The 22,899-nt window shown below is 72.0% G+C and carries 21 protein-coding genes; 15 read left to right on the forward strand and 6 right to left on the reverse strand.

The genetic code is table 11. The annotated features are described in order from the left end of the window. Both AB0J72_RS04865 and AB0J72_RS04870 read left to right on the forward strand, forming a co-directional pair. Positions 1 to 484, forward strand: a 484-nt coding sequence (locus AB0J72_RS04865; RefSeq protein ID WP_363394464.1) for an ATP-binding protein, incomplete at its 5' end; no start/stop codon positions are given. A 104-nt stretch (positions 485 to 588) separates the two neighbouring features. Further along, positions 589 to 1,263 carry a response regulator transcription factor gene (locus AB0J72_RS04870; RefSeq protein ID WP_363394466.1) on the forward strand — a complete coding sequence of 225 codons (675 nt, stop codon included), beginning with the start codon at positions 589 to 591 and terminating at the stop codon, positions 1,261 to 1,263. A 53-nt stretch (positions 1,264 to 1,316) separates the two neighbouring features. Here AB0J72_RS04870 and AB0J72_RS04875 read toward each other — a convergent pair whose 3' ends face one another. The 3 genes from AB0J72_RS04875 to AB0J72_RS04885 all read right to left on the reverse strand — a co-directional run bounded on the left by AB0J72_RS04875 (position 1,317) and on the right by AB0J72_RS04885 (position 5,722). Further along, the gene (locus AB0J72_RS04875) at positions 1,317 to 3,218 is read right to left on the reverse strand and encodes an RICIN domain-containing protein (RefSeq protein ID WP_363394468.1); all 1,902 of its coding nucleotides are present in this window, start codon (positions 3,216 to 3,218) and stop codon (positions 1,317 to 1,319) included. 65 nt (positions 3,219 to 3,283) lie between these two features. Then, a complete protein-coding gene (locus AB0J72_RS04880) occupies positions 3,284 to 5,194 on the reverse strand; it encodes a discoidin domain-containing protein (protein ID WP_363394470.1) in 1,911 nt (636 codons plus the stop codon). Positions 5,195 to 5,428: 234 nt separating this feature from the next. Beyond that, positions 5,429 to 5,722 carry a metal-sensitive transcriptional regulator gene (locus AB0J72_RS04885; RefSeq protein ID WP_344510398.1) on the reverse strand — a complete coding sequence of 98 codons (294 nt, stop codon included), beginning with the start codon at positions 5,720 to 5,722 and terminating at the stop codon, positions 5,429 to 5,431. Between the two features lie 91 nt (positions 5,723 to 5,813). On the opposite strand from AB0J72_RS04885, the gene AB0J72_RS04890 reads away from it, so the two are divergent. The 4 genes from AB0J72_RS04890 to AB0J72_RS04905 are packed head-to-tail and all read left to right on the forward strand — an operon-like array spanning position 5,814 to position 9,642. After that, a complete protein-coding gene (locus tag AB0J72_RS04890) occupies positions 5,814 to 6,029 on the forward strand; it encodes a heavy-metal-associated domain-containing protein (protein ID WP_354900198.1) in 216 nt (71 codons plus the stop codon). After that, on the forward strand, positions 6,026 to 6,898 hold the full coding sequence (locus AB0J72_RS04895; RefSeq protein ID WP_363394472.1) for a hypothetical protein: 873 nt from the start codon (positions 6,026 to 6,028) through the stop codon (positions 6,896 to 6,898). The genes AB0J72_RS04890 and AB0J72_RS04895 overlap by 4 nt, the downstream gene beginning before the upstream one ends. Further along, positions 6,885 to 9,230 carry a heavy metal translocating P-type ATPase gene (locus AB0J72_RS04900; protein ID WP_363394474.1) on the forward strand — a complete coding sequence of 782 codons (2,346 nt, stop codon included), beginning with the start codon at positions 6,885 to 6,887 and terminating at the stop codon, positions 9,228 to 9,230. Before AB0J72_RS04895 ends, AB0J72_RS04900 begins: the two co-directional genes overlap by 14 nt. Positions 9,231 to 9,267: 37 nt before the next feature. Continuing rightward, positions 9,268 to 9,642, forward strand: coding sequence for a nuclear transport factor 2 family protein (locus AB0J72_RS04905; protein WP_363394476.1), 375 nt, complete (start codon positions 9,268 to 9,270; stop codon positions 9,640 to 9,642). A gap of 56 nt (positions 9,643 to 9,698) precedes the next feature. On the opposite strand, the gene AB0J72_RS04910 is transcribed toward AB0J72_RS04905, so the two are convergent. Further along, positions 9,699 to 10,343 (reverse strand): LPXTG cell wall anchor domain-containing protein, encoded by a 645-nt coding sequence (locus tag AB0J72_RS04910; RefSeq protein WP_363394478.1) that lies wholly within the window; start codon positions 10,341 to 10,343, stop codon positions 9,699 to 9,701. 204 nt (positions 10,344 to 10,547) lie between these two features. Between AB0J72_RS04910 and AB0J72_RS04915 the strand changes: the two genes are divergently transcribed. The 3 genes from AB0J72_RS04915 to AB0J72_RS04925 are packed head-to-tail and all read left to right on the forward strand — an operon-like array spanning position 10,548 to position 14,525. Beyond that, entirely contained in the window at positions 10,548 to 11,405 is an 858-nt protein-coding gene (locus AB0J72_RS04915) for a PHB depolymerase family esterase (RefSeq protein WP_363394480.1), read from the forward strand. 11 nt (positions 11,406 to 11,416) lie between these two features. Then, positions 11,417 to 13,429: a helicase-associated domain-containing protein gene (locus AB0J72_RS04920; protein WP_363394482.1), complete on the forward strand. Its 2,013-nt coding sequence runs from the start codon at positions 11,417 to 11,419 to the stop codon at positions 13,427 to 13,429. Between the two features lie 10 nt (positions 13,430 to 13,439). Beyond that, positions 13,440 to 14,525, forward strand: coding sequence for a winged helix DNA-binding domain-containing protein (locus AB0J72_RS04925; protein ID WP_363394484.1), 1,086 nt, complete (start codon positions 13,440 to 13,442; stop codon positions 14,523 to 14,525). On the opposite strand, the gene AB0J72_RS04930 is transcribed toward AB0J72_RS04925, so the two are convergent. Beyond that, a complete protein-coding gene (locus tag AB0J72_RS04930; RefSeq protein WP_363394486.1) occupies positions 14,489 to 15,385 on the reverse strand; it encodes a BadF/BadG/BcrA/BcrD ATPase family protein in 897 nt (298 codons plus the stop codon). The genes AB0J72_RS04925 and AB0J72_RS04930 overlap by 37 nt on opposite strands. Positions 15,386 to 15,534: 149 nt before the next feature. Here AB0J72_RS04930 and AB0J72_RS04935 point away from each other — a divergent pair, with 149 nt between their 5' ends. Genes AB0J72_RS04935 through AB0J72_RS04960 form a run of 6 tightly spaced genes read left to right on the forward strand, consistent with a single transcriptional unit; the run spans position 15,535 to position 21,572 of the window. Next, complete coding sequence (locus AB0J72_RS04935; RefSeq protein WP_344510463.1) at positions 15,535 to 16,398, forward strand: MurR/RpiR family transcriptional regulator; 864 nt, start codon at positions 15,535 to 15,537, stop codon at positions 16,396 to 16,398. Further along, the gene (locus tag AB0J72_RS04940; RefSeq protein WP_363394488.1) at positions 16,395 to 17,150 is read left to right on the forward strand and encodes an SIS domain-containing protein; all 756 of its coding nucleotides are present in this window, start codon (positions 16,395 to 16,397) and stop codon (positions 17,148 to 17,150) included. The genes AB0J72_RS04935 and AB0J72_RS04940 overlap by 4 nt, the downstream gene beginning before the upstream one ends. 16 nt (positions 17,151 to 17,166) lie before the next feature. After that, positions 17,167 to 18,585: an N-acetylglucosamine/diacetylchitobiose ABC transporter substrate-binding protein gene (ngcE, locus tag AB0J72_RS04945; RefSeq protein ID WP_363394490.1), complete on the forward strand. Its 1,419-nt coding sequence runs from the start codon at positions 17,167 to 17,169 to the stop codon at positions 18,583 to 18,585. Continuing rightward, positions 18,585 to 19,493 (forward strand): sugar ABC transporter permease, encoded by a 909-nt coding sequence (locus AB0J72_RS04950; RefSeq protein WP_363394492.1) that lies wholly within the window; start codon positions 18,585 to 18,587, stop codon positions 19,491 to 19,493. Before ngcE ends, AB0J72_RS04950 begins: the two co-directional genes overlap by 1 nt. Beyond that, the gene (locus AB0J72_RS04955; RefSeq protein WP_363394494.1) at positions 19,490 to 20,305 is read left to right on the forward strand and encodes a carbohydrate ABC transporter permease; all 816 of its coding nucleotides are present in this window, start codon (positions 19,490 to 19,492) and stop codon (positions 20,303 to 20,305) included. Before AB0J72_RS04950 ends, AB0J72_RS04955 begins: the two co-directional genes overlap by 4 nt. Before the next feature lie 40 nt (positions 20,306 to 20,345). Beyond that, entirely contained in the window at positions 20,346 to 21,572 is a 1,227-nt protein-coding gene (locus AB0J72_RS04960; RefSeq protein WP_363394496.1) for a glycosyl hydrolase, read from the forward strand. A gap of 87 nt (positions 21,573 to 21,659) precedes the next feature. On the opposite strand, the gene AB0J72_RS04965 is transcribed toward AB0J72_RS04960, so the two are convergent. Further along, on the reverse strand, positions 21,660 to 22,886 hold the full coding sequence (locus AB0J72_RS04965; RefSeq protein WP_363394498.1) for an RNA polymerase sigma factor: 1,227 nt from the start codon (positions 22,884 to 22,886) through the stop codon (positions 21,660 to 21,662). Positions 22,887 to 22,899: the final 13 nt, after the last annotated feature.

Raw genomic sequence — 22,899 nt, forward strand, 5'->3', positions numbered from 1 at the left:
CGCCGCGAACCAGAACGGCGCCATGAGTCAGCACGGCGACATGGGCCACTACGGCGCCAGAGGCAATGACCTGGAGCCGCAGCCGAGCCTGAGCCGGCTGTCGGCGCTGGTGGACCGGGTCGCGTTCGCCGGGCTGCCGGTCGACGTCCGCATCTCGGGCGAGCCGCGGCCGCTGCCGGCGGGCGTGGACCTGACCGCGTACCGGATCGTGCAGGAGGGCCTGACGAACGCGCTGAAGTACGGCGACGGCGGCAAGGCGGAGGTGACGGTGCGGTATGCGGACCGCTCGCTGCGGGTGGAGGTCCTCAACACCGGCCCGAGCGTGCTGAAGGCGGGTCCCGCCGGGAAGCCCGCCAAGACCACCGGGCGTGGCCTGACCGGGCTGCGGGCCAGGGTGGCGGTGTACGGCGGCGACCTCGACGCCCGCAGGCGGCTCGGCGGCGGTTTCCGCGTCCGGGCCCGCATCCCGTTGGACCCCCCGTGAGCGCAGAACCCCCTGCGAGCGCAGGGCCCGCCGTGAGCGCAGGGCCCGCCGCGAACACAGGGCCCGCCGCGAACACAGGGCCTTCCATGAGCACAGGACACTCCGTGAACGCCGGAAACCCACGGGTGCTCGTGGTGGACGACCAGGAGCTGATCCGCACCGGGTTCCGCCTCATCCTGACCGCCCGGGGCATCGACGTCGTCGGGGAGGCCGCCGACGGGGCGGAGGCGGTGCAGGTCGCCGCGGCGCTGGAGCCGGATGTCGTACTGATGGACATCCGCATGCCCGGCATGGACGGGCTGGAGGCGACCCGGCGGATCCTGGAGCGCCGGCCGGAGTGCCGCGTGCTGATGCTGACGACGTTCGACCTCGACCGGTACGTGTACGCCGCCCTGCGGATCGGTGCCAGCGGGTTCCTGCTGAAGGACGTGACCGCCGACCATCTCGCCAACGCGGTCCGGCTCGTCGGCACCGGCGACGCGCTGCTCGCCCCGTCCATCACGCGGCGGCTGGTGGAGCGCTTCGCCAACCAGGAAGACGTCGCGCCGAGGACCGACGCCACGATCACCGGGCTGACGCCGCGCGAGCGCGAGGTCCTCACGCTGATCGGGCGCGGCATGTCCAACGCCGAGCTGGCCGCGGCCCTGTTCCTCGCCGAGGCGACCGTCAAGACCCACGTGGCGAGGATCTTCACCAAGCTGGCGCTGCGCGACCGGGCGCAGGCGGTGGTCGTGGCGTACGAGAGCGGCCTGATCACACCCGGCGACCCGGACACCTAGCCGGGGTGGTCGCCGCCCGGAGAAGCGGCGACGACCACCCGGAGCGGACGGGGTCAGGCCTGGGCGACCAGGCGGAACGACTGTGCCGCGCCGCCGGTGCACGACCACTGCTGCAGCAGCGCGCCGTCGGCGGTGGAGACGTCACGGACGTCGAGGCACTTGCCGCTGTTGCGGGCGGTGAAGCGGAAGTTCCCGCCGCCGAGCGACGCCGGCAGCCACTGCTGGTTGGTGGCGCCGCCGTAGGACCACAGGTGCACCTGCGTGCCGTCGCCCGTGGAGCCGGTGCCGCCGCTGACGTCCCAGACCAGGCCCGGCGCGTAACGGTTGACGACCTGGTAGTAGCCGTTGCTGGTGGGCCGGAACTGCCACTGCTGGTTGGTCGCGCCGGCCGCGCCGCACGCCCACTGCTGCAGGGCGGTGCCGTTGGCGGTGCCCCAGCCGGCGTCGTCGAGGCACTTGCCGCTGTTGGTGTTGATCACCTGGTACCACTTGGTGGGGTCGATCGAGGTGGCCGGCGGCTGCGACGTCGGGGTGACCGGGCCGCCGGGCCAGGTGAACGTCGCCATGGAGCCGGCGGGCAGGTTGTAGCCGAAGGACGCGCCGCCGTAGGAGACCTGGAAGTTCTGGGCGCCGCCGGAGTTCACCGCGACGAGCACGATGGAGCCGTCGGGGTTGCGGAAGGCGACGTTCTCGATGCCGCCCTGGCCGTAGTTGGTCGAGTCGACGCGGACCGCGCCGGGCTTGACGAACTTCGCCAGGTGCCCCAGCACGTAGTACTCGGCGTTGTACGTGACGCTCCCGCCGTTGACGGTGACGACGCCCATGCAGTTGGTGCAGCTGCCGATGACGGGACCGTGCGACGGGTTGAGCGCCATGTTCCACATGGTCACGGTCTTCGCCCAGTTGCGGGTGGCGCCGATGGCGAGGTTGCGCCCCTGCCACAGCAGCGAGTCGGCGAACGTGTTGGCCGTGTTGCCCGACTCGGTGCCGGAGCACTCGGTGAAGAAGATGTCCTTGTTCGGGTAGGCGTTGCGCACGGTGCTCTGCCCGCTGGGGTTGCCGCCGTAGCAGTGCCAGGCGGTGCCGGCGGTGTTGTTGCCGGTCGCGGCGAGGACCTGCTGCGGGAACGACGTGTTGTCCCAGTTGTGGTCCCAGGCGAGGATCTTCGTGCCGAGGCCGGCCGAGGACAGCTTCGGCGCGAGGTTGTTGATGATCGCGGCCTGCTGCGACGCCGACATCAGCATGCCGGGGTAGCCGGGCGGGGAGAACTGCGGCTCGTTCTGCACGCTGAGGTACTGCACCGGCACGCCCGCCGCCTGGTACGCCTGGACGGACTTCACCAGGTAGTCGGCGAAGGTGCCCTCGTAGTTGGTGCTCAGCGACCCGCCGACCAGGTTGTTGTTGGTCTTCATCCAGGCCGGCGCGCTCCACGGCACGACCATCGTGGACAGCTGCGGGTTCAGCGACCGGGCCTGGGTGAGCAGCGGGAGGATGTACGCCTGGTCGTGCGCGACCGAGAACCGCGACAGGCTCGGGTCGGCGCTGCCGTCGTCGTACGTGTAGAAGTTCAGCGAGAAGTCCGACGCGCCGAGCGGCTGGCGCAGGAAGCTCAGGCCGATCCCGCTCGACGGGTTGAACAGCGAGTTCATGATGCTGTTGCGGGCCGACGAGTTGTAGATCAGGTTGGCGGACGAGTCGGTGAACGACGCGCCGAAGCCGACCATCGACTGGTACGTCGTGCCGGCGTTGACGGTGATCGTCGAGCCGCTGCCGGCGGTACCGAACGCGACGTCGGCCTTCTTCGTGAGCTGGTTGGCGCGGTCCGGCGTGGTGAGCCAGACGCTCGCGTTGGTGGCGGCGAGGGCGGGCGACGCCTGGGTGACCACGAGCGCGGCGCCGGTGGCGAGCAGCGCGCCGGCGGCGCACGTCGCCAGGAGCCGTTTCCGAGAGGACATGGCGGGTCCCTTCTGGGGGTTGGAGGGGACAGGCGGGGCGGGCGGGCCCCGCCTGTCCCCCGGGGTTATGCGTAGAGCCGGATGTCGGCGAGGCTCCACCAGCTGCCGCTGCTGCCCGTGTTCGTCACCCGCAGGTAGCGGGCGCGGGCCTGCACGTCCACGTTGGTGAGCTGGCCGGCGCCCGTGCCGGAGGCGACGACGCGCCAGGAGGTGCCGTCGTCACTGACGGCCAGCTCCCACGAGCGGGCGTAGTCGCCGACGCTGCCGCCGCTGTCGATCGCGACCCGGCGGAAGGTGGTCCGGTTGCCGAGGTCGACCTGCAGGTACTGGCCCGGCTCCTGCGCCTGGCCGGCGGACCAGCGGGTCGAGGCGTCCTCGTCCACGGCCAGCTTCGCGTCGGCCGAGGCCGGCAGCGACGTGGCGGTGGCGCCCTTCAGCGACAGCAGCTTGAGGCCGTCGTCGAACACCCGGTTGCGGGGCCAGGTGAACGTGGCGAGCGAGCCGCCGGGCAGCGTGTAGTCGAACGTGCGGTCGCCCGCCGCGACGGTGAACGTGCGCGGGTCGTCGTTCTCGTTGTGCACGACCAGCGCCGTGGAGCCGTCGGGGTTGCGGAACGCGACGTCCATGATCTGGCCGTTCCAGCCGGTGGTGCCGAACGAGGTGCTGGCGATCCGCACGGCGCCGGGCTTCACGAAGCGGGACAGGTGCCCGATCGTGTAGTACTCGGCGTTGGTGGTGAACGTGCCGTCCGGCTGGACGGTGATCAGGCCGGTGCAGGTGTCGCAGCCGCCGAGGTGCGGGCCGTTCGTCGAGTCGAGCGCGATGTTCCAGTTGACCGCGGACTTCGCCCAGTTGCGGGTGGTGCCGATGGCGATCGTCCGGGCGTGCCACTTGAGCGTGTCGCGGAAGAACTGCGCCGGCGTGTCGTTCGCGCCGTGCGAGCCGGAGCACTCGGTGAACCAGATGCCCTTGGTCGGGAACGCGTCGTGCAGTGCGGTCTGCGCGGCCGGTTCGCCGTAGTAGCAGTGGTACGCGGTGCCGGCGAGCCACTTCGCGGCGGGGCTGCGCAGCAGCTGGTACGGGTAGTCCGTCTCGGGGTCCTGCCCCGGCGGGACGTTGACGACGTCGTTGGGGTGGGTGGCCCAGTTGTGGTCGTACCCGATGATCTTCGTCCGCGGGCTGAAGAGCCGCAGCAGCGGGCCGAGGATCTCGATGACCTTGGCCTCCTGGGCGACCCGCATGGCGGTCGTCGGGTAGCCGTTGACGCCGCCGTTCTGCGGCTCGTTCTGCACCGTGATGTAGTCGATCGGCACCCCGGCGGCGGTGTACGCGAGGACGAAGCGGGTCAGGTACGCGGCGTACACGGCGTAGATCTTCGGGTCGTCGATGAGCGAACCGCCGACGAGCGAGTCGTTGGCCTTCATCCAGGCCGGCGGGCTCCACGGCGTCGCCATGATCTTCAGCTGGGGGTTGAGCTGCTTCGCCCGGCGCAGCAGCGGCAGGATCTGCGCCTGGTCGCGGGCGATGCTGAACTTCGACAGCGTCCAGTCCTTCTGCCCGGCCGGCACGTCGTCGAGCGAGTAGTGGCTGCTCGCGGCGGTGAAGTCCGACGAGCCGATCGGCTGGCGCAGGAAGCTCACGCCGTCGCCCTTGGCCGGGTCGAACAGGGCGCGCATGGCCTTGTCGCGTTCGGTGGCGCTCAGCCGGTACAGCACGGCGGCCGACGAGTCGGTGATCGACGCCCCGAAGCCGTCCATGCTCTGGTACTCGCGGCTGGGGTCCACGGTGATCGTGACGTTCGGGTTGCCGGCCGCCGCCTTCGTGAAGGCGATCGGGGCTCGCTCGTGCATGAGCTCCGTCTGGTCGACGGTCGTCACCCACACCCGCGCCGACGGAGCGGCCTCACCGGCCTGCGCCTGCGTGAATCCTGTCAGTCCGACGGCGACGGCGGCACCGGCCGCCACCAGCCGTAACACCTGTCGTGGCATAGCGTCTCTCCCGGAGCTACCGATGTAACAAATGAAACATCAATGTAACTAAGCGGAGGACAGCACAGCATCGGCCCGCACCGATTGTCAAGAGCAGTTCAAGCGCTTGACGTGTTCGGCACGGGCCGCGGTATTGGCAGATCGACTACCGGATGAAACGCCGGGATGAAACAGAAACGGCCGGCATGAGCCGGCCGTTCCACGCAGTCGGGTGGCGAGAGCTCAGCCGCGGCGGAGAAGGCGGCCGACGGCGGCCATCATCTCGGTGGCCATCTCCTCGCCCTTGCCCTCCTCGGCGCCGTGCTGCATGCAGTGCCGGGCGTGGTCGTCGAGCAGGCCGAGGGCGACCTTGTCGAGGGCCGCCTGGATGGCGCTGATCTGCGTCAGCACGTCGATGCAGTAGCGGTCCTCGTCGACCATCTTCCCCACGCCGCGGACCTGGCCCTCGATGCGGCGCAGCCGGCCCTGGAGCTGGTCCTTCGTGGCGGTGTACCCGCGAGGCGTGGCGGTGGTCATGTCACCCATCCTAGCGCACACCCCCTGGGGGTATGCTACGTTTGCCAGGTACCCGTGGGGGGTATCCACATCCGTATCAGGAGGAGCCGACATGAGCACCACGACCTACGCCGTCAAGGGGATGACCTGCGGGCACTGCGTGCAGGCGGTCAGCACCGAGGTCGGGAAGGTGCCCGGGGTCACGGACGTCCGGGTCGACCTGGAGGCCGGTGCCGTGACGGTGACCAGCGACGGACCCGCCGACGAGCAGGCCGTCCGCGCCGCCGTCGACGAGGCCGGCTACGAAGTGGTCGGGCTCCGAGCATGAACACGCCGGCCCGGCTCGCCACGTTCGGCGCGGTCCTGGCGGTGGTGTTCGGGGCGGCGTTCGGGGTCGGCCGGCTGGCCGGGCCCGTCGCCGTCGCCGAGCCGGCCGGTGACATGGCGCATCCGGAGGCCGGCGGCGATCCGGGCGCCGGGCACGGTGGCCATGGCGGACCGGCCGCGACGCCGGCCGCCACCGGCCAGTCCGGCCCCGCCGCTCATGGCTATTCGGTGGCGGTCGACCCGTACAGCGGCGGCATCGGCTTCAAGATCGCTGGAGCCGGCGGTCGGACGGTCACCGGGTTCGAGACGGTGCACGAGAAGCCGCTGCACCTGATCGTGGTGCGACGGGACCTCTCCGGGTTCCAGCACGTGCACCCGGTCATGGACGCGGACGGGACCTGGCGGACGGCGCTGGCGCTGCCTGACGGCGGGCCGTGGCGGGCGTACTTCGACTTCACCGAGACCGGCGCGGCGGCGACCGTCCTGACGGCGGATCTCGACGGGCCCGGGGCGCCGCACTCGGAGCCCCTGCCGCCGCCTTCCGCGAGCACGGTCGTCGACGGGTACACGGTCCGCATCGACACCCACGACGGCGTCACCCTGCGGGTCGAGCGGGACGGGCGGCCGGTCACCGACCTGCAGCCGTATCTCGGGGCGGCCGGGCACCTCGTGGCGATCGCCGAGCGGGACCTCGCCTACCTGCACGTCCACCCTTCCGGCCCCGCGGGCGGCGGACCGGAGGTCAGGTTCGCGGTCGAGGGCGCCGCTTCGGGGACCCACCGGCTGTACTTCCAGTTCCAGCACGGCGGCGCGGTGCACACCGCGGAGTTCACCGTGACCGCGATCGGGGGCGGGCATGCCCACAACTGAGCTCACCATCGGCGGCATGACGTGCGCGGCGTGCGCGGCGCGGATCGAGAAGAAGCTGAACCGGCTCGACGGCGTGTCGGCGACCGTCAACTACGCCACCGAGAAGGCGCGGGTCGTCTTCCCGCCGACGCTGGTGGTGGCGGACCTGATCGCCACGGTCGAGCAGACCGGCTACACCGCCGCCGTTCCTGCGGCGCCGGCACCCGCACAGGAAACCGACCCGCTCGCCGAGGCGCGGCAGCGGCTGCTGGTCAGCGCGGCGCTCGCGGCGCCGGTGGTGCTGCTGGCGATGGTGCCGGCGTGGCAGTTCGAGTCGTGGCAGTGGGCGTCGCTGACGCTCGCGGCGCCGGTCGTCGTGTGGGGCGCCTGGCCGTTTCACCGGGCGGCGCTGCGCAACCTGCGGCACGGCGCGGCGACCATGGACACGCTCGTGTCGGTCGGCACCGCGGCGGCGTTCCTCTGGTCGCTCTACGCGCTGTTCCTCGGCGACGCGGGCCGGCCCGGCATGCGGCACCCGTTCGAGCTCACGGTCTCCCGCTCGGCCGGTGCCGACGCGATCTACCTGGAGGTCGCCGCCGGGGTGACGGTGTTCATCCTGGCCGGCCGCTACTTCGAGGCGCGCGCCAAGCGCCGGGCCGGGGCCGCACTGCGCGCGCTGCTCTCCCTCGGCGCCAAGGATGCCGCGGTACTGGCGGCCGACGGCACCGAGCACCGCACGCCCGTCGACCGGCTGGCCGTCGGCGACACGATCCTCGTCCGGCCCGGCGAGAAGGTCGCCGCCGACGGGGTCGTGCTCGACGGCACGTCCGCGGTCGACGTCAGCATGCTCACCGGCGAGCCGCTGCCCGTCGACCTCGGCCCGGGTGACCCGGTCGTCGGCGGCTGCGTCAACACGTCCGGGCGTCTGGTCGTGCGGGTCAGCCGGACCGGCGCCGACACACAGCTGGCGCAGATGGCGCGGCTCGTCGAGGAGGCGCAGAGCGGCAAGGCCGACGTGCAGCGCCTCGCCGACCGGGTCGCCGGCGTGTTCGTGCCGATCGTGATCGCCCTCGCCGTGGGCACGCTCGGCTTCTGGCTCGGCACCGGCGGCTCGGCGGCCTCGGCGTTCACCGCAGCGGTCGCGGTGCTGATCATCGCCTGCCCGTGCGCGCTCGGCCTGGCGACGCCGACGGCGCTGCTCGTCGGCACCGGGCGCGGCGCCCAGCTGGGCATCCTGATCCGCGGGCCGGAGGTCCTCGAGTCGACCCGTCGCGTCGACACCGTCCTGCTCGACAAGACCGGCACCGTCACCACCGGCCGCATGTCCGTCCTGTCGGTCCACGGCGACCCGTCCTCGCTGCGGCTCGCCGCCGCGGTCGAGCACGCCTCCGAGCACCCGATCGCGCGCGCCGTCGCGGCCGCGGTGCCGTCCTCGGCCCGGCCGGCCGTCGCGTCGTTCTCCAGCCACGCCGGCCACGGGGTCAGCGGCATCGTCGAGGACCGGACCGTCTGGGTCGGCCGCCCGTCGTTCCTGGCCGCACAAGGCCTGACGCCGTTCTCCGATGCCACGCCTCCCACCGCGACAGCCGCCACGCCTCCCACCGCGACAGCCGCCACGCCTCCCACCGCGACAGCCGCCGTGCCCGCCACCGCGACGGCCGTCATGGCCTCCCCCGCGACGGACGTCGCGCCTTCCGCTGCGACGGACGTCGCGCCCTCCAGCGGGGCGGAGACGGTCGTCGGCGTCGGCTGGGACGGGGCGGTGCGGGGGTTGATCGAGGTCGGTGACACCGTCAAGCCGTCGTCGGCCGCCGCCGTACGCCGGATCCGCGACCTCGGGCTCCGCCCCGTCCTCCTCACCGGCGACGCCGCCCCGGTGGCGCACGCGGTGGCCGCGGAGGTCGGCATCGACGAGGTCATCGCGGAGGTCCTGCCCGCCGGCAAGCTCGACGTCGTCCGCCGCCTCCAGGCCGAGGGCCGCGTCGTGGCGATGGTCGGCGACGGGGTCAACGACGCGGCCGCCCTCGCCCAGGCCGACCTGGGCCTGGCGATGGGCACCGGCACCGACGCCGCGATCGAGGCCGGCGACCTCACCCTGGTCCGCGGCGACCTGACCGCCGTGCCCGACGCGATCCGCCTGGCCCGGCGCACCCTGGCCACGATCAAGGGCAACCTGTTCTGGGCGTTCGCCTACAACCTCGCCGCGGTCCCCCTCGCCGCCGCGGGCCTGCTCAACCCGATGATCGCCGGCGGTGCCATGGCGCTGAGCTCGGCCTTCGTCGTCGCGAACAGCCTGCGCCTGCGCCGCTTCACCCCGACCCGGCTCGCCGGGACACCCTCCCCGGCGGGCTGACCGGGCACCCGCCCCGGGTGCCCGGTTACGATTGAGGATGGAGCAACTTTTTCAGCGCTACATCCACGCCGGTGCTCTCTCCCGCGACCCGGACGCCCTGGCCGCCCTCTTCACCCCCGACGGCATCCTCGAAGCGCCGCTCGTCCCGCCCGCCGGCCCGTACCCACACCGTCTCGAGGGCCGCGACGCGATCCGCGCCGGCATGGCCGCCTGGTACGCGCGACCGGCCGCCCCCACCCCCGCCGTCGACGTCGCGCGCTCGCGCTACGTCCTGCACGCCACCGCCGACCCGGGCGTCTTCATCGCCGAGATCGACACCGCGTTCACCGGCGCGGGCGGCATGTCGCTGGTTCAGATCTTCCGCGTCCGCGACGGCCAGATCGCCCACCTGCGCGACTACTTCACGCTCTGAAACGCCGCGGCGAACGGGAAGGGGGAGCACGGAGGCTCCCCCTTCCACGTCATGGGCTACTCGGCGCTGAAGGTGACCCGCTGGCGGCGGCGCAGGGTGGCGACCAGGGCGGCGCCACCCACCACGAGGGCGGCGCCCGTGCCGACCAGGGGCAGCGTGCTGCTGGAGCCGGTCACCGGCAGGCTCGGGCTGGGGGACGCGGACGGCGTCGCCGGCTTCGAGGCGGACGGGGTCGGCGACGGGGAGGCGGACTTCGACGGCGACGGGGAGGGCGACGGGCACGGGCCGGTCAGCGCCACCCAGCCGCTCGCGACGTCGGCGCCGAAGCCGTCGGCCCACTTGGCCTTGTACGTGATCTTGACCTTGGTGGCGGGGCGCTCGACGACCGAGGTGAACGAGACCTGGGTGAGCGGGTTGCCGGTGCGGGCGGCGATCGTCGTGGGGACCTGGGTGGTCGACAGGACCGTCGTGGCCTTCTGGTCGAGCACCAACGTGAGATCACTGAGCGTGACGATCTTGTTGTAGTCGTTGGTCAGCTTCCAGGTGACCTCGTACTTGCCGTCGACGGAGACGCACTCGGCGGAGCCGGACGCCCCCGATGCGTGCGCACTGGCGGGCGAAGCGAACATGGTCGATAGCCCAACGGCCGCGGTCGCGGCGGCGGTGCCGATCGCGACCCTCCTGAACAGCGTGTTTTCCACGACGACTCCAACCATACGAAACTTGACGTCCGACAACATAAGACCGAGGCGGGCGCGAGCGACAGCCGTTGTGGGGCAGGAAATTTGGAACTGGTCCGGGTTTGGGTGATTCATCCGGGAAAATACTGTTGATCGATGAAATTCGCCGTGACAGAGGGCGATCGGGCAGGTGGAGATGCGCTACCACCCTTACGCTGACGAGGCATGAGACGGGGTTACGCACTGCTCGCGCTGATCATGCTCACCGCCTGCTCCACAAAGGACGCACCGCCGGCGGCGCCGGCCGCGACGGCGGCCCAAGGCAAGGGTGACCACGCCCTGACCGTCACCGTCGGTGACAAGGAGCGCACGTTCCAGCTCCACGTGCCGCCGCAGTACGACCCGGCGCGCACCATGCCCGCGGTCGTCGCGCTGCACCACAAGCCCGGCAGCGGCGCCACGATGCGGGAGCTGACCGGGTTCGACGCGAAGGCCGACGCGGAGGGCTTCCTCGTCGCGTACCCGGAGGGCGCCGGCGGGCAGTTCAACGCGTTCGGCTGCTGCGGGGTGCAGGACGACGTCGGCTTCGTCAAGGCCGTCGCCGCGCTGCTCGTCGAGCGGTGGCACGCCGACCCCGGCCGGGTGTTCCTCGCCGGCGTCTCCAACGGCGCCGACCTGAGCTACCGCGCCGCGGTCGAGGCGCCGGGCGTGTTCGCCGCGATCGGCGCGGTCAGCGGCGGCTTCGCCGGCGGGCGGACCGAGGCGGCGGACTACCGGCCGGCGGCCCCGGTGTCGGTGGTGACCCTCATCGGCGCCGCCGACCCGCAGGCCGCCACCTTCACGACCGGCGTCGGCACCTGGCGCAAGCGCCTCGGCTGCGAAGCACCCAAGGAGACGAGCCCCGCACCGGGCGTACACGAGACGACGACGCGCTGCGGGGACGGCAGCGACGTGCAGGCCTACGTCATCGACGGCGGTGCACACGCGTGGTTCGGCGCGACGGTCGGTGAGCTCAAGGCGCCGGGGCAGATCGGGGCGACCGACACGCTGTGGAAGTTTTTCGTGGCGCACCCGCGACGCTGATGATGGTCGCCATGAGGACGATGCTCGACTTCCTGTCCGGCCTGCCCGAGCCGCGGCTGGCCGAGCTCGCCGCCGGCCACCTGTCCGCCGGGCCGGCGCCGCGCGGCACGAAGGCCCTCAAGGAGCTCGCGGCGCTGCTGCTGGAGCCCGCCACGGTGACGGCGACGGTCGCCGCGCTCAGCCTGCCGGAGCTGCAGGTCGCCGAGGCGCTGTCGCTGCGCGCCGCCGGGACCCGCCGCGCCGACCTCGCCGGGCTGCTGGGCGTGGCCGGGCACGACGCCGACCTCGGCATGGTGCTGGGGCGGCTGGAGTGGCACGCGCTCGCCTGGCCCGACGGCGACTGGATCCGCACCGCGCCGATCCACGAGGTGATCGTCGGCGGCTACGGGTTCGGCCCGTCGGCCCGCCTGGAGCTCGTGCAGCTGCCGCTGGACCGGCTGCAGCGCATGGCGTACAACCTCGACGCGCCCGTCGGCCGGGACCGCACGTCGCTGCTCGGCGCGGTCTGCGCCGCCCTCGCCGACGCGTCGACCGTCCGGGCGAAGTTCGCCCAGGCGCCGGAGGCCACCAAGGACCTGCTGCTGTCGCTGGCCGAGGACGACCCGTACTTCTTCGACCCGCGGCAGATGGGCGCGCTGCGCACCAACCGGTCCACGCCGCTGCGGTGGGCCGTCGACCACGGGCTGCTGATGTGGAACCCCGTCGGCATGGCCGCGGTGCTGCCGAGCGAGGTCGGCGTCGTGCTGCGGGAGGGCTTCCGCGCCGACTTCGACCCGGCGCCGCCGCTGCAGGTGCCGGTCGAGGTCAGCGCCGAGATGGTCGAGCGCGACGGCGCCGCTGCGGTCCGGGGCGCGCTCGCGCACGTCACCGCCCTGCTGGAGGCGTGCGGCCGGGCGCCGGTGCCGATGCTGAAGGACGGCGGGATCGGCCTGCGGGAGCTGCGCCGGCTCGGCAAGGCGCTCGGCGGCGACGAGACCGGCATGCGGCTGTGGCTCACGCTCGCCGCCGTCACCGGGCTGATCGGCGTGACGGACAACCGGATCGCGCCGTCGGCCTACTACGACGACTGGTTGAAGCTCGACCCGCCCGCGCAGTACGGCGAGCTGCTCACCGCCTGGCTGGTCATGCACGCGATCCCGCTGGACCCGCAGGTGCCGGTGCTGCTGCGGACCGATCGCGACGAGGCCGTGAGCGTCCTGCGGCGCAGCCTCGTCTCGCTGCTCAACGGCCTGCCGGGCGGCTACGCGCTGCCGTCGCTGGACGGGGTCAACGCGCTGCAGATGTACATGCGGCCGCTGCTGACCGGAGCGGACGCCGAGGAGGCGTACCCGACGACGGCCATGCTGTGGCGGGAGCTGGAGCTGATGGGGCTGGGCGCCCTGCACGCGCCGACCGCCCTGTGCCGGGCCCTCGCCGCCGAGGCCGGCCTGGACGGCATGCCACAGCGGTCCGCGCTGCGGGCCGAGCTGGAGCGGCTGATCCCGGCCGCGCAGCGCACGATGCTGCTGCAGAGCGACCTGACCGCCGTCGTGACCGGGGCGCCGGCGCCGCAGCTCGCCGCGTTCCTCGATCTCGCCGCCGACCGGGAGTCCCGCGGCGGCGGGCACACGTGGCGCTTCTCGGAGGCGTCGGTGCGCCGCGCGTTCGACACCGGCGCGACGGCCGACGAGCTCCTCGCGTCGCTGCGCGAGGCGGCGGCCGGCGGGCGGGTCCCGCAGCCGCTGCAGTACCTGGTCACCGACCTCGCCCGCCGGCACGGGTCGGTGCGGGTCCGCCCGGTCGCGTGCGTGCTGCGCAGCGACGACCCGACGCTGCTCGCGGAGCTGCCGCGGGTGAAGAGCCTCGCCAGGCTGGGCCTGACCGAGCTCGCGCCGACCGTCTACGCCAGCGCGCTGCCGGTGGCGGAGACCCTGGCGGCGCTGCGGGCGGCCGGCTACGCCCCGGCGGGCGAGCACGCCGACGGCACGATCGCCTTCGACAAGATCACCAGATTCAGGACCGGTCCTGACCGCAACTCCGACTAGCGTGACCGCTGTGATCCTCACGAAGCGGCAGCTCAACCGCACCTACCTGCAGCGCCAGCTGCTGACGACGCCCGATGGCGAGCCCGATCCACGCCCGGTCGACGAGGTGGTCGCGCACCTCGTCGCGGTGCAGGCGCAGGAGGTCGACGCGCCCTACGTCGGCCTGTGGACCAGGACCCGCCGGGCGCGGCACGAGGACCTCGTCGAGGCGCTCACCGACCGCCGGGTGGTGCGCGCCGGGCTGCTGCGGCGCACCCAGCACCTGACCACCGGCGCCGACTACCGCTGGCTGCGGCCCATGCTCAAGCAGCGGCTGGGGACCGGCGGGCTGTCGCCGTTCGCCAAGGAGTTCGCCGGGCTGGACATCGCCGACATCGGCGCGGCCGGGCGCGACATCCTGCGCGGCCAGGCCATGACCCGGCCCAAGCTGGCGAAGGCGCTCGGCGAGCGGTTCCCCGGCCGCAAGGGGATCGCCCTGGCCTGGGTCGTGCAGTTCCAGGAGAACCTGGTGCACCCGCCACCGTCCGGGGTCTGGCGCCGCCGCGGGCACGTGACCTGCGCGCTCGCCGAGGACTGGCTGGGCGGGCCGCTGGAGGAGCGGCCGGACGTGTGGACGCTGCTGCGGCGGTACCTCGCCTCGTGCGGCCCGGCGAGCGTCCCCGACCTGCAGAACTGGTCGGGGATGAAGCGGCTGCGCGACGACGTCGAGGCGCACCGGCACCGGCTGCGGGTCTACCGCGACGAGCGCGGGCAGGAGCTGTTCGACCTGCCGGACCTGCCGGTGTGCGGCGGCGACGAGGAGCCGCCGGTGCGCTTCCTGCCGGAGTTCGACAACCTGGTGCTCAGTCACGAGGACCGCACCCGGATCATCGCCGACGAGGACCGCGCGAAGGTCTGCCCGGGCTATTCGATGGTCCACCCCACCTTCCTGGTCGACGGGTTCGTCGCGGGCATCTGGTCGGTGACGGCCGAGGCCCTGACCATCTCGCCGTTCCGTCGCCTGACCGATGACGATGCGGCGTCGGTACTGGCCGAGGCCGGCCGACTGCGGGCGTTCCTTCAGGTCGACGTCACGGTGCGCCTCGACCAGAGCTGAGCGGCCAGCCTGGCGGCGCCCAGGGCGGGGTCATGGGCGGTGCCGACCTCGACGCCACGGTCGTGCAGGGCGTCCAGCACCCCCGCCCGGACGGGCGTCGGCCCGGTGAGCAGCCCTCCCGCCAGTACCACGGCCGAATCAGGAGCATCGAGGGCGTCGAGCGTGTGGAGCAGCCGGTCCACCCCCTCGGCCACGATCGCGGCGGCGGCCGGGTCACCGTCGGCGGCGAACTCGCACACGACCGGGGCGAGGGCGGCGAACGACCCGAGCGGCAGCCGCTGCGCCCAGTGCACGAGGTCGTCGGCGGACGTGACGCCGGCGTGCAGCGCCACCCGGACGGCGAGCCCCGACGACGACCAGTGCCGCGCCGCGTGCCGGACCGCCTGCAGGCCCAGCCAGAGGCCCGAGCCCTCGTCGCCGAGCAGCCAGCCGAGGCCGTCGGCGGCGCGCACGACCTCCGTGCCGTCGATCAGCGCCGCGACCGCCCCGGTGCCGGCGATCAGCACGGCGCCCCGGTCCGCGGTGGCCCCCGCGGCGTAGGCGGTCACCACGTCGGCGACCACGGGGACCGGGCAGGTCAGGCCGATGGCCGCCCACTGGTCGGCGAAGCCGGCGGCGACGCCGGGATCAGCGAGGATGCTGACCCCGGCGACTCCCACCACGCCCGCGACGACCCCACCCGGATCGTGCGGGCCGAGTGCCTCGCGGACCGCCGCCCCGATCGCAACCGCGGCCGCCGACCCGACAGCGGACGGGTTGCCCGGACCCGCGGCCCCGCGCCCCAGGACCGTCCCGTCGGCCGAGGTGACGACCGCTTTGGAGGCCGTACCACCGGCATCGACCCCGAGGATGAGCACCATGGCGATGATGGAAACATAGAAAATGCTTATTGACTAGAAGTTGAAGTGGTCGTAATTTTCATCGCCAAGACAGGACGATGAAAAGGATGACCGTAGTGACCGGTGAGAGCGGCGGGCTGCTGGGGCGGCTGCGCATCGAGGGGCCGACCATGCCGGATGCCCTCGGGAAGATCGCGGAGACCATCCTCAACGACCCCGAGACCGCGGCGCACGCCAGCATCGTCGACCTTGCCGAGCGGTCGGGCACCTCCACGGCGACCGTGACCCGGTTCAGCCGCACGCTCGGCTTCAAAGGCTACGCCAACCTGCGGGTCGCCATCGCGACCGAGACCGGCCGCGCCGAGCAGGCCCGCTGGGAGACCGACATCAGCGGCGACATCGCGCCCGACGACCCCCTCGACGGGGTGCTCGACGTGATCACCGCCGCGGACACCAGGGCGATCCAGGCGACCGCCGCCGGTCTCGACGTCGCGCAGGTCGAGCGGGTCGCCGCGGCGATCGCCGGCGCCGGGCGGGTCGAGATCTTCGGGCTGGGCAGCAGCGGCACCGCCGGCCGGGAGATGGCCTTCCGGCTGGAGCGCATCCGCGTCCCGGTCTGGTACCGGTCGGACAGTCACACCGCGCTGACCAACGCCGCGCTGCTCGGCCCCGGCGACGTCGCGATCGGCCTGTCGCACTCCGGCCGCACCCGCGAGGCGATCGAGACCCTCGCCGAGGCCGCCGACCACGGCGCGCTGACGGTGGCGGTGACGTCGTTCGGCCGCTCGCCGCTCGCCGAGGTCGCCGACGTGGTGCTCACGACGTCGGTCCACGAGACCACCTTCCGCGTCGCGGCCCTCTCCGCACTGCACTCGCAACTGCTGGTCCTGGACCTCATCTACGTGGCGGTCGCGCAGCGCACCTATGAACGGACCGCCGAGGCCCTGGAGCTCACGGTGCGCGCTGTGGACGCGCACCGCGTGCCCGACACGAACAGCAACCGCAAGCGACCACGGAGGGAAAAGCCGCTGTGACCAGCATCAGAAGTGGGGACTACGTCGAGGTGATCCGCGCCGCCATCGACCGCGTCACCAGCAGCCAGGCCGACTTGGTGGCGCACGCCGCCGACCTGATGACCGCCACGCTGCAGGCCGGCGGGGTGATCCAGGCGTTCGGCTGCGGGCACTCCGAGGCCCTGGCGATGGAGATCGCCGGCCGCGCCGGAGGGCTCGTGCCGACCAACAGGATCGCCCTGCGCGACATCGTCCTCTACGGCGGCGACCCGTCGACCGTCCTCGCCGACCCGCAGCTGGAGCGCACGCCGACCGTCGCGCACCGGCTCTACGACCTCGCCCCCGTCAAGCCCGACGACACCTTCGTCATCGCCTCCAACTCCGGCGTCAACGGCGCCGTGGTGGAGATGGCGCAGCTCGTCAAGCAGCGCGGGCACGCCCTCATCGCGATCACGTCGCTCGAGCACTCCTCGCGCGTCGACTCGCGGCACGAGAGCGGCATGAAGCTCAGCGACTTCGCCGACGTGGTCCTCGACAACGGGGCACCCTACGGCGACGCGTCGCTGCCCCTGCCGGGCGGCGGCGCGGTCGGCGCCGTCTCCTCGATCACCGCGGCCCTGCTGGCCCAGCAGATCGTCACCGAAGTGGTGGCGCGGCTGCTGGCACTCGGCGTCACGCCGCCGGTCTACCTGTCCGACAACGTTCCAGGCGGGCGGGAGCACAACGCAGCACTCGAAGCGCGGTACGCCGGGCGCATCCGGCGTACCGCTTAGGAGAGAAGGCCCAGTCATGAACCCATCACCCTTCGCCCAACCGTACCCGACAAGACGGACCGTCCTCCGTGCGGCGGTCGCCGCCGGGGCCACGCTCCCGCTGCTCAGCGCGTGTGTGACCAGTGGCAAGGACAGCGACACCAAGGCCGAGACCGGCGCCAAGAGCTCCACCAACCCGCTCGGTGTGAAGGAGGACGCGCCGCTGGAGGTCGTCATCTTCAAGGGCGGCTACGGCGACGACTACGCGAAGAAGGCCGAGGGCCTGTACACGTCCAAGTACCCGAAGGCCACGATCGACCACAAGGGCATCCAGAAGGTCGGCGAGGCGCTGCAGCCGCGCTTCGTCGCCAACACCCCGCCGGACGTCGTGGACAACACCGGAGCCGGCCGCCTCGACCTCGCCACGCTCGTCGGCGCGAAGCAGCTGTCGGACCTCAAGGACCTGCTGGAGGCGCCGTCGTTCGACGACCCGGCGGTCAAGGTCAAGGACACGCTGCTGCCGGGCGTCATCGAGGACGGCACCTTCGACGGCTCGACGCTCGTGCTCAACTTCACCTACACCGCATGGGGTCTCTGGTACAGCAAGCCGCTCTTCGCCAGCAAGGGCTGGACGTACCCGAAGACCTGGGACGAGATGATGGCGCTCTGCGCCACGATCAAGGCCGCGGGCATCGCCCCCTGGACCTACCAGGGCAAGTACCCCGAGTACATGAACGACCCGCTGCTGACCATGGCGGCGAAGACCGGCGGCACCGACCTGCTCAAGGCCGTGGACAACCTGCAGCCGAACGCCTGGAAGTCCGACGCGTTCAAGGCCGCCGCCGAGGCGTTCGCCGAGCTCGCCGCGAAGGGCTACATCATGGCCGGCTCGGAGGCGCTGTCGCACACCGAGTCGCAGGCCGCGTGGTGCCAGGGCAAGGCCGCGTTCATCCCCTGCGGCTCCTGGCTCGAGGCCGAGCAGAAGGACGTCGCACCCAAGGGCTTCGACATGGTGATGGGCGCCGTGCCGGCCCGCACCGCCTCGGACAAGATGGGCGGCGCGGCGATCCAGGCCGCCAGCAGCGAGGCCTTCATCGTGCCGTCCAAGGCCAAGAACGTCGCCGGCGGCATGGAATACCTGCGGATCCTGTTCTCGAAGCAGTCGGCGAAGAGCTTCGCCGAGAGCGCCGGCACGCTGCCCGCGGTCGTCGGCGCCACCGACGGGCTCACCCTGTCCAGCGGTCTGGACTCCACCAGCGCCGCGGTCAAGGCCGCCGGCAAGGAGGCCTTCACGTTCCGCTTCCGCACCTGGTACGCGCCGCTGGCCAAGGCCGTCGACGACGCCACCGGCGAGCTGATCAACAAGCGGGCCACGCCGGCCGAGTGGGCCGACCGCATCCAGAAGGCCGCCGACGCCATCGCCAAGGACAGCTCCGTCAAGAAGTACACCCGCTGATGAAACACGGTCGGCTCCGGTTCCTCATCGGTGCGCTGGCGCCGGCGCTGGTGCTGCACGTCATCTTCGTGCTGTCGCCGTACGGGCAGGCGTTCTACCTCTCGCTCACCGACTGGACCGGCGTGGCCGGCGAGGCGCACTTCGTCGGGGCGGGCAACTACGCCCGCCTCGGCGGCGACTCCCTCTTCCTCGACGCCGTGCGCAACAACGCGGTCATGCTCATCTGCGTGCCGGTCGTGACGATCGCGCTGGGCCTGTTCCTGGCGAGCATGCTGCACATCGGCGGCGGCAGCGGCCGGAAGGGGATCCGGGGGTCCGGCGCCTACCAGATCGTGTACTTCTTCCCCCAGCTGCTGTCGCTGGTGGTCATCGCGGTGCTGTGGCAGTTCGTCTACAACCCGACCAACGGCCTGCTCAACGGGGCGCTGCGGGCGTTCGGCCTCGACGGGCTCGCCCGCAGCTGGCTGGGTGACCCGTCCCTGGCGCTGCCGGCAGTCATGGCGGTGCTGGTCTGGTCGTCGGTCGGCTTCTACATGGTGCTGTTCAGCGCGGCCATCGACGGCATCCCGAAGGAGCTCTTCGAGGCGGCGCTGCTCGACGGCGCCGGCGGCTGGGCGACCTTCCGCAAGGTGACGCTGCCACTGGTCCGCGACACCGTGCAGGTCGCGTTCGTCTACCTGGGCATCGGGGCCCTCGACGGGTTCGCGATCGTGCAGGTGATGACGGTCGGGCCCGGCGGGCCGGACGGTGCGACCGAGGTCATCGGGCTCTCGCTGTACCGCACCGCCTTCACCTACGGCAAGTTCGGCTACGCCTCGGCCATGGGCGTCGCGCTGTTCTTCGCCACCCTGACCCTCGCGATCCTCGCCCTGCGGTCGGGCCGCAAAGAACGGCTGGAGCTGTCATGAAGCGTTTCCCGGTGCACCTGGCGATGCTGCTCTGGGGGGTCGTCACCGCGCTGCCGCTGCTGTGGGCGATCGTCAGCTCCTTCAAGAAGGACAACGACATCCTCAACGACCCCTGGTCGCTGCCCACGGACCCGCAGTGGGGCAACTGGGCCCGGGCCTGGAGCCAGGCGAACATCGGCCGGTACTTCTTCAACAGCCTGATCGTGGTGGGCGGGGGCCTGCTGCTGACGATGCTGCTCGGCTCGCTGGTCGCCTACGCCCTGGCGCGCTACGAGTTCCGCGGCAACCGGTTCATCTACTACGTGTTCGTCGCGGCCATGTTCTTCCCGGTGTTCCTGGCCCTGGTGCCGCTGTTCTTCGTCGTGCAGCAGCTCGGTCTGCTCGGCACCTACCAGGGGCTGATCCTGGTCTACGCCGCGTACGCGGTGCCCTTCACGGTCTTCTTCCTGCACGCGTTCTTCAAGACGCTCCCCACGGAGGTGGCGGAGGCGGCGTTCCTGGACGGCTGCTCGCACGGCGCGGTGTTCTTCCGCGTCATGCTGCCCATGGCCCGTCCCGGTCTCGTCGCCGTCGGCATCTTCAACTTCCTCGGGCTCTGGAACCAGTACCTGCTCCCGCTGGTCCTCAACCCCGACCCAGATCGGTATGTCCTGGCGCAGGGTTTGGCCGCCCTGTCGGTCAGTCAGGGGTATCGCAGCGACTGGAGCGGTCTGTTCGCCGGTCTCACCATCGCAATGCTGCCGGTGCTCATCGCCTACGTCGCGTTCCAACGGCACATCCGAGCCGGTATGACCGCCGGCGCGGTCAAGTAAGGTCCGTCAAACTCCTTTCCCCTCAAGGAGGACTGTGCCCATGTCCATTGGCAAACGTCGATCTCTGGCCACCGTCGCGGCCGGCGTCGCGCTGCTCGGTGCGGGAGGTGCCGTGGCCGTCACCGCGGCCACCGTCGGCACCGCCGCGGCCGCGGCGAACAACTGTGGCTACCTGTTCGACGACTTCAACTACAGCTCGTCGTCGGACCCCACGCTGACCAGTCACGGGTGGGTGCCGCGCACGTACGCCGGCGGTCCCGGCGTGCCCGGCGCGACCTGGTCGGCCAACAGCATCACCTTCCCGACCAACGGCGGTCAGAAGGTGCTCCAGCTGCAGGCCTCCACCGACGGCACCGGCGGCGGCACCAACCAGGCCGAGCTGTACTCCTCGCAGAAGCGCTACCTCGAAGGCACCTACGCGAGCCGGGTCCGCTTCACCGACACGCCCGTCAGCGGCAACGACGGCGACCACATCAACGAGACGTTCTTCACCATCAGCCCGCTCAACGGTGACCTCGACCCCACCTACAGCGAGCTGGACATCTCGGAGTATCTGCCGAACGGCGGCTGGGGCGAGCAGGGTCCGATCAACTACCAGACGACCTGGTACACCTACCGCAACGAACCCTGGTTCGCCGACAACGTCCACTCGGAGCAGCGGCGCAGCTTCGACGGGTGGCACGACCTGGTGGTCACCGTCGCGAACGGGCACGTCATCTACTACATCGACGGCGTCCAGATGGGCGACCACTCCGGCAAGTTCTACCCCCGCCAGACGATGACCATCAACTGGAACCTCTGGTTCATCGACACGGCGGCGCACACCGGTGGGATGTCGACCTACATCCAGCAGGTCGACTGGGTCCTGTTCGCCAAGAACCAGGTGCTCACGCCGGCGCAGGTGACCAGCCAGGCGGGCACGTACCGCTCGGCCGGCAACTCCTTCACCGACACGGTCGACTCGGCCGGTCCGTGCGTGACGCCGACCGGCTCGGCCACGCCCACCACCTCCGCGTCACCGTCCAAGTCCCCGTCGGCGTCGCCGTCGGTCTCCACCCCTCCGGCCACCAGCTGCAACGCCGCCCCGGAGTGGTCGATCGGCGCCGTCTACACCACGGGCCAGACCGTCAAGCACGAGAAGAGCAAGTACGGCGACCCGAACGGCCCCGCCTCGGGCCAGGGCAAGCACCTGTGGCGCGCCAAGTGGTGGACGCAGGGCTCCGAACCCGGCTGGACCGCCAACTGGGAAGACCTCGGCCACTGCTGAGTTAGGTACGCGACAGGGCGGGCACCGGACTGCGGTGTCCGCCCTGCCGTGCCGGTCGGCGCGGCGCTCACCCCCGGCCGGCGCCCGCTAGACGCCGCTCGCCCGGTCCAGCAGGAGGGCGCGTTCGCGTTCGTTGCGGGTCATCGACGCGGCTCGCTCCAGCTCGGCCCGCGCCTCGTCCCGGCGGCCGAGCTTGAGCAGGAAGTCGGCGCGGACGGTGGGGAGCAGGTGGTAGCCACGCAGCGACGGCTCCTCCAGCAGCGGGTCGAGGACGGCCAGGCCGGCCGCCGGGCCGTCGGCCATGGAGACGGCGACAGCCCGGTTCAGCTCGACGACCGGGGACGGGGGCAGTTCGGCGTACAGGGCGGCGATGCGGTGCCAGTCGGTGTCGGCGGCCGTGGCGGCGCGGGCGTGGCAGGCGGCGATCGCGGCCTGGAGGGTGTACGTGCCGCCGCCGAGGCTCTCCGCGGTCGACAGGGCGGCCAGGCCGCGGCTGATGAGGAGCCGGTCCCAGCGCGAGCGGTCCTGCTCCAGCAGCACGATCGGCTCGCCGGACGGGCCGGTGCGGGCCGCGGAGCGCGAGGCCTGGATCTCCATGAGCGCGAGCAGGCCGTGGACCTCGGGCTCGGCCGGCATCAGTCCGGCCAGGACGCGGCCGAGACGCATCGCCTCCTCGCACAGCGCCGGGCGCATCCAGTCGTCGCCGGCCGTGGCGGAGTAGCCCTCGTTGAAGATGAGGTAGATGACCTCCAGAACGGAGCCGAGCCGGGCCGTGCGGTCGGCGCCGGTGGGCAGCTCGAAGGGCACCCGCGCGTCGGCGAGGGTCTTCTTGGCCCGGCTGATGCGCTGGCCGGCGGTCGCGCCCGGGACGAGGAAGGCGCGGGCGATCTCGTCGGTGGACAGGCCGCCGAGCACGCGCAGGGTCAGCGCCACCCGGGACTCGGCGGTGAGCGCCGGGTGGCAGGCGGTGAAGATCAGCCGGAGGAGGTCGTCCTCGATGGTGTCCTCGCCGATGGCCTCGAACTCGTCCTCGGCGGTGTCGGGGTGCAGCAGGTCGGGCATCCGGGCCTCGAACCGCTCCCGGCGCCTGATCTGGTCGATCGCCCGCCGTTTCGCGGTCGTCATCAGCCAGGCGCCGGGGTTGCGCGGCACGCCCTCGGCCGGCCACTGCTCCAGCGCCGCCAGGAGGGCGTCCTGGGCCAGCTCCTCGGCGAGGCCGACGTCACCGACCATGCGCGCGACCCCGGCGATGACCCTGGCCGCCTCGATCCGCCAGACCGCCTCGATCGCCTGATGGGTGTCCGCTCGCGTCACGGCACCAACGTAG

Origin of the sequence: Dactylosporangium sp. NPDC049742, assembly GCF_040674675.1 — a bacterium.
In the GTDB taxonomy this organism is placed as follows: Bacteria; Actinomycetota; Actinomycetes; order Mycobacteriales; family Micromonosporaceae; genus Dactylosporangium; species Dactylosporangium maewongense.

Excerpts from the sequence above, each read along its gene's own strand:
- AB0J72_RS04920 (WP_363394482.1), top strand. The coding sequence starts at position 11,417 with ATGAGGACGATGCTCGACTTCCTGTCCGGCCTGCCCGAGCCGCGGCTG.
- AB0J72_RS04905 (WP_363394476.1), top strand. The coding sequence starts at position 9,268 with ATGGAGCAACTTTTTCAGCGCTACATCCACGCCGGTGCTCTCTCCCGC.
- AB0J72_RS04915 (WP_363394480.1), top strand. The coding sequence starts at position 10,548 with ATGAGACGGGGTTACGCACTGCTCGCGCTGATCATGCTCACCGCCTGC.
- AB0J72_RS04890 (WP_354900198.1), top strand. The coding sequence starts at position 5,814 with ATGAGCACCACGACCTACGCCGTCAAGGGGATGACCTGCGGGCACTGC.
- AB0J72_RS04950 (WP_363394492.1), top strand. The coding sequence starts at position 18,585 with ATGAAACACGGTCGGCTCCGGTTCCTCATCGGTGCGCTGGCGCCGGCG.
- AB0J72_RS04960 (WP_363394496.1), top strand. The coding sequence starts at position 20,346 with ATGTCCATTGGCAAACGTCGATCTCTGGCCACCGTCGCGGCCGGCGTC.
- AB0J72_RS04935 (WP_344510463.1), top strand. The coding sequence starts at position 15,535 with ATGCCGGATGCCCTCGGGAAGATCGCGGAGACCATCCTCAACGACCCC.
- AB0J72_RS04875 (WP_363394468.1), bottom strand. The coding sequence starts at position 3,218 with ATGTCCTCTCGGAAACGGCTCCTGGCGACGTGCGCCGCCGGCGCGCTG.
- AB0J72_RS04930 (WP_363394486.1), bottom strand. The coding sequence starts at position 15,385 with ATGGTGCTCATCCTCGGGGTCGATGCCGGTGGTACGGCCTCCAAAGCG.
- ngcE (WP_363394490.1), top strand. The coding sequence starts at position 17,167 with ATGAACCCATCACCCTTCGCCCAACCGTACCCGACAAGACGGACCGTC.
- AB0J72_RS04885 (WP_344510398.1), bottom strand. The coding sequence starts at position 5,722 with ATGACCACCGCCACGCCTCGCGGGTACACCGCCACGAAGGACCAGCTC.
- AB0J72_RS04955 (WP_363394494.1), top strand. The coding sequence starts at position 19,490 with ATGAAGCGTTTCCCGGTGCACCTGGCGATGCTGCTCTGGGGGGTCGTC.
- AB0J72_RS04900 (WP_363394474.1), top strand. The coding sequence starts at position 6,885 with ATGCCCACAACTGAGCTCACCATCGGCGGCATGACGTGCGCGGCGTGC.
- AB0J72_RS04895 (WP_363394472.1), top strand. The coding sequence starts at position 6,026 with ATGAACACGCCGGCCCGGCTCGCCACGTTCGGCGCGGTCCTGGCGGTG.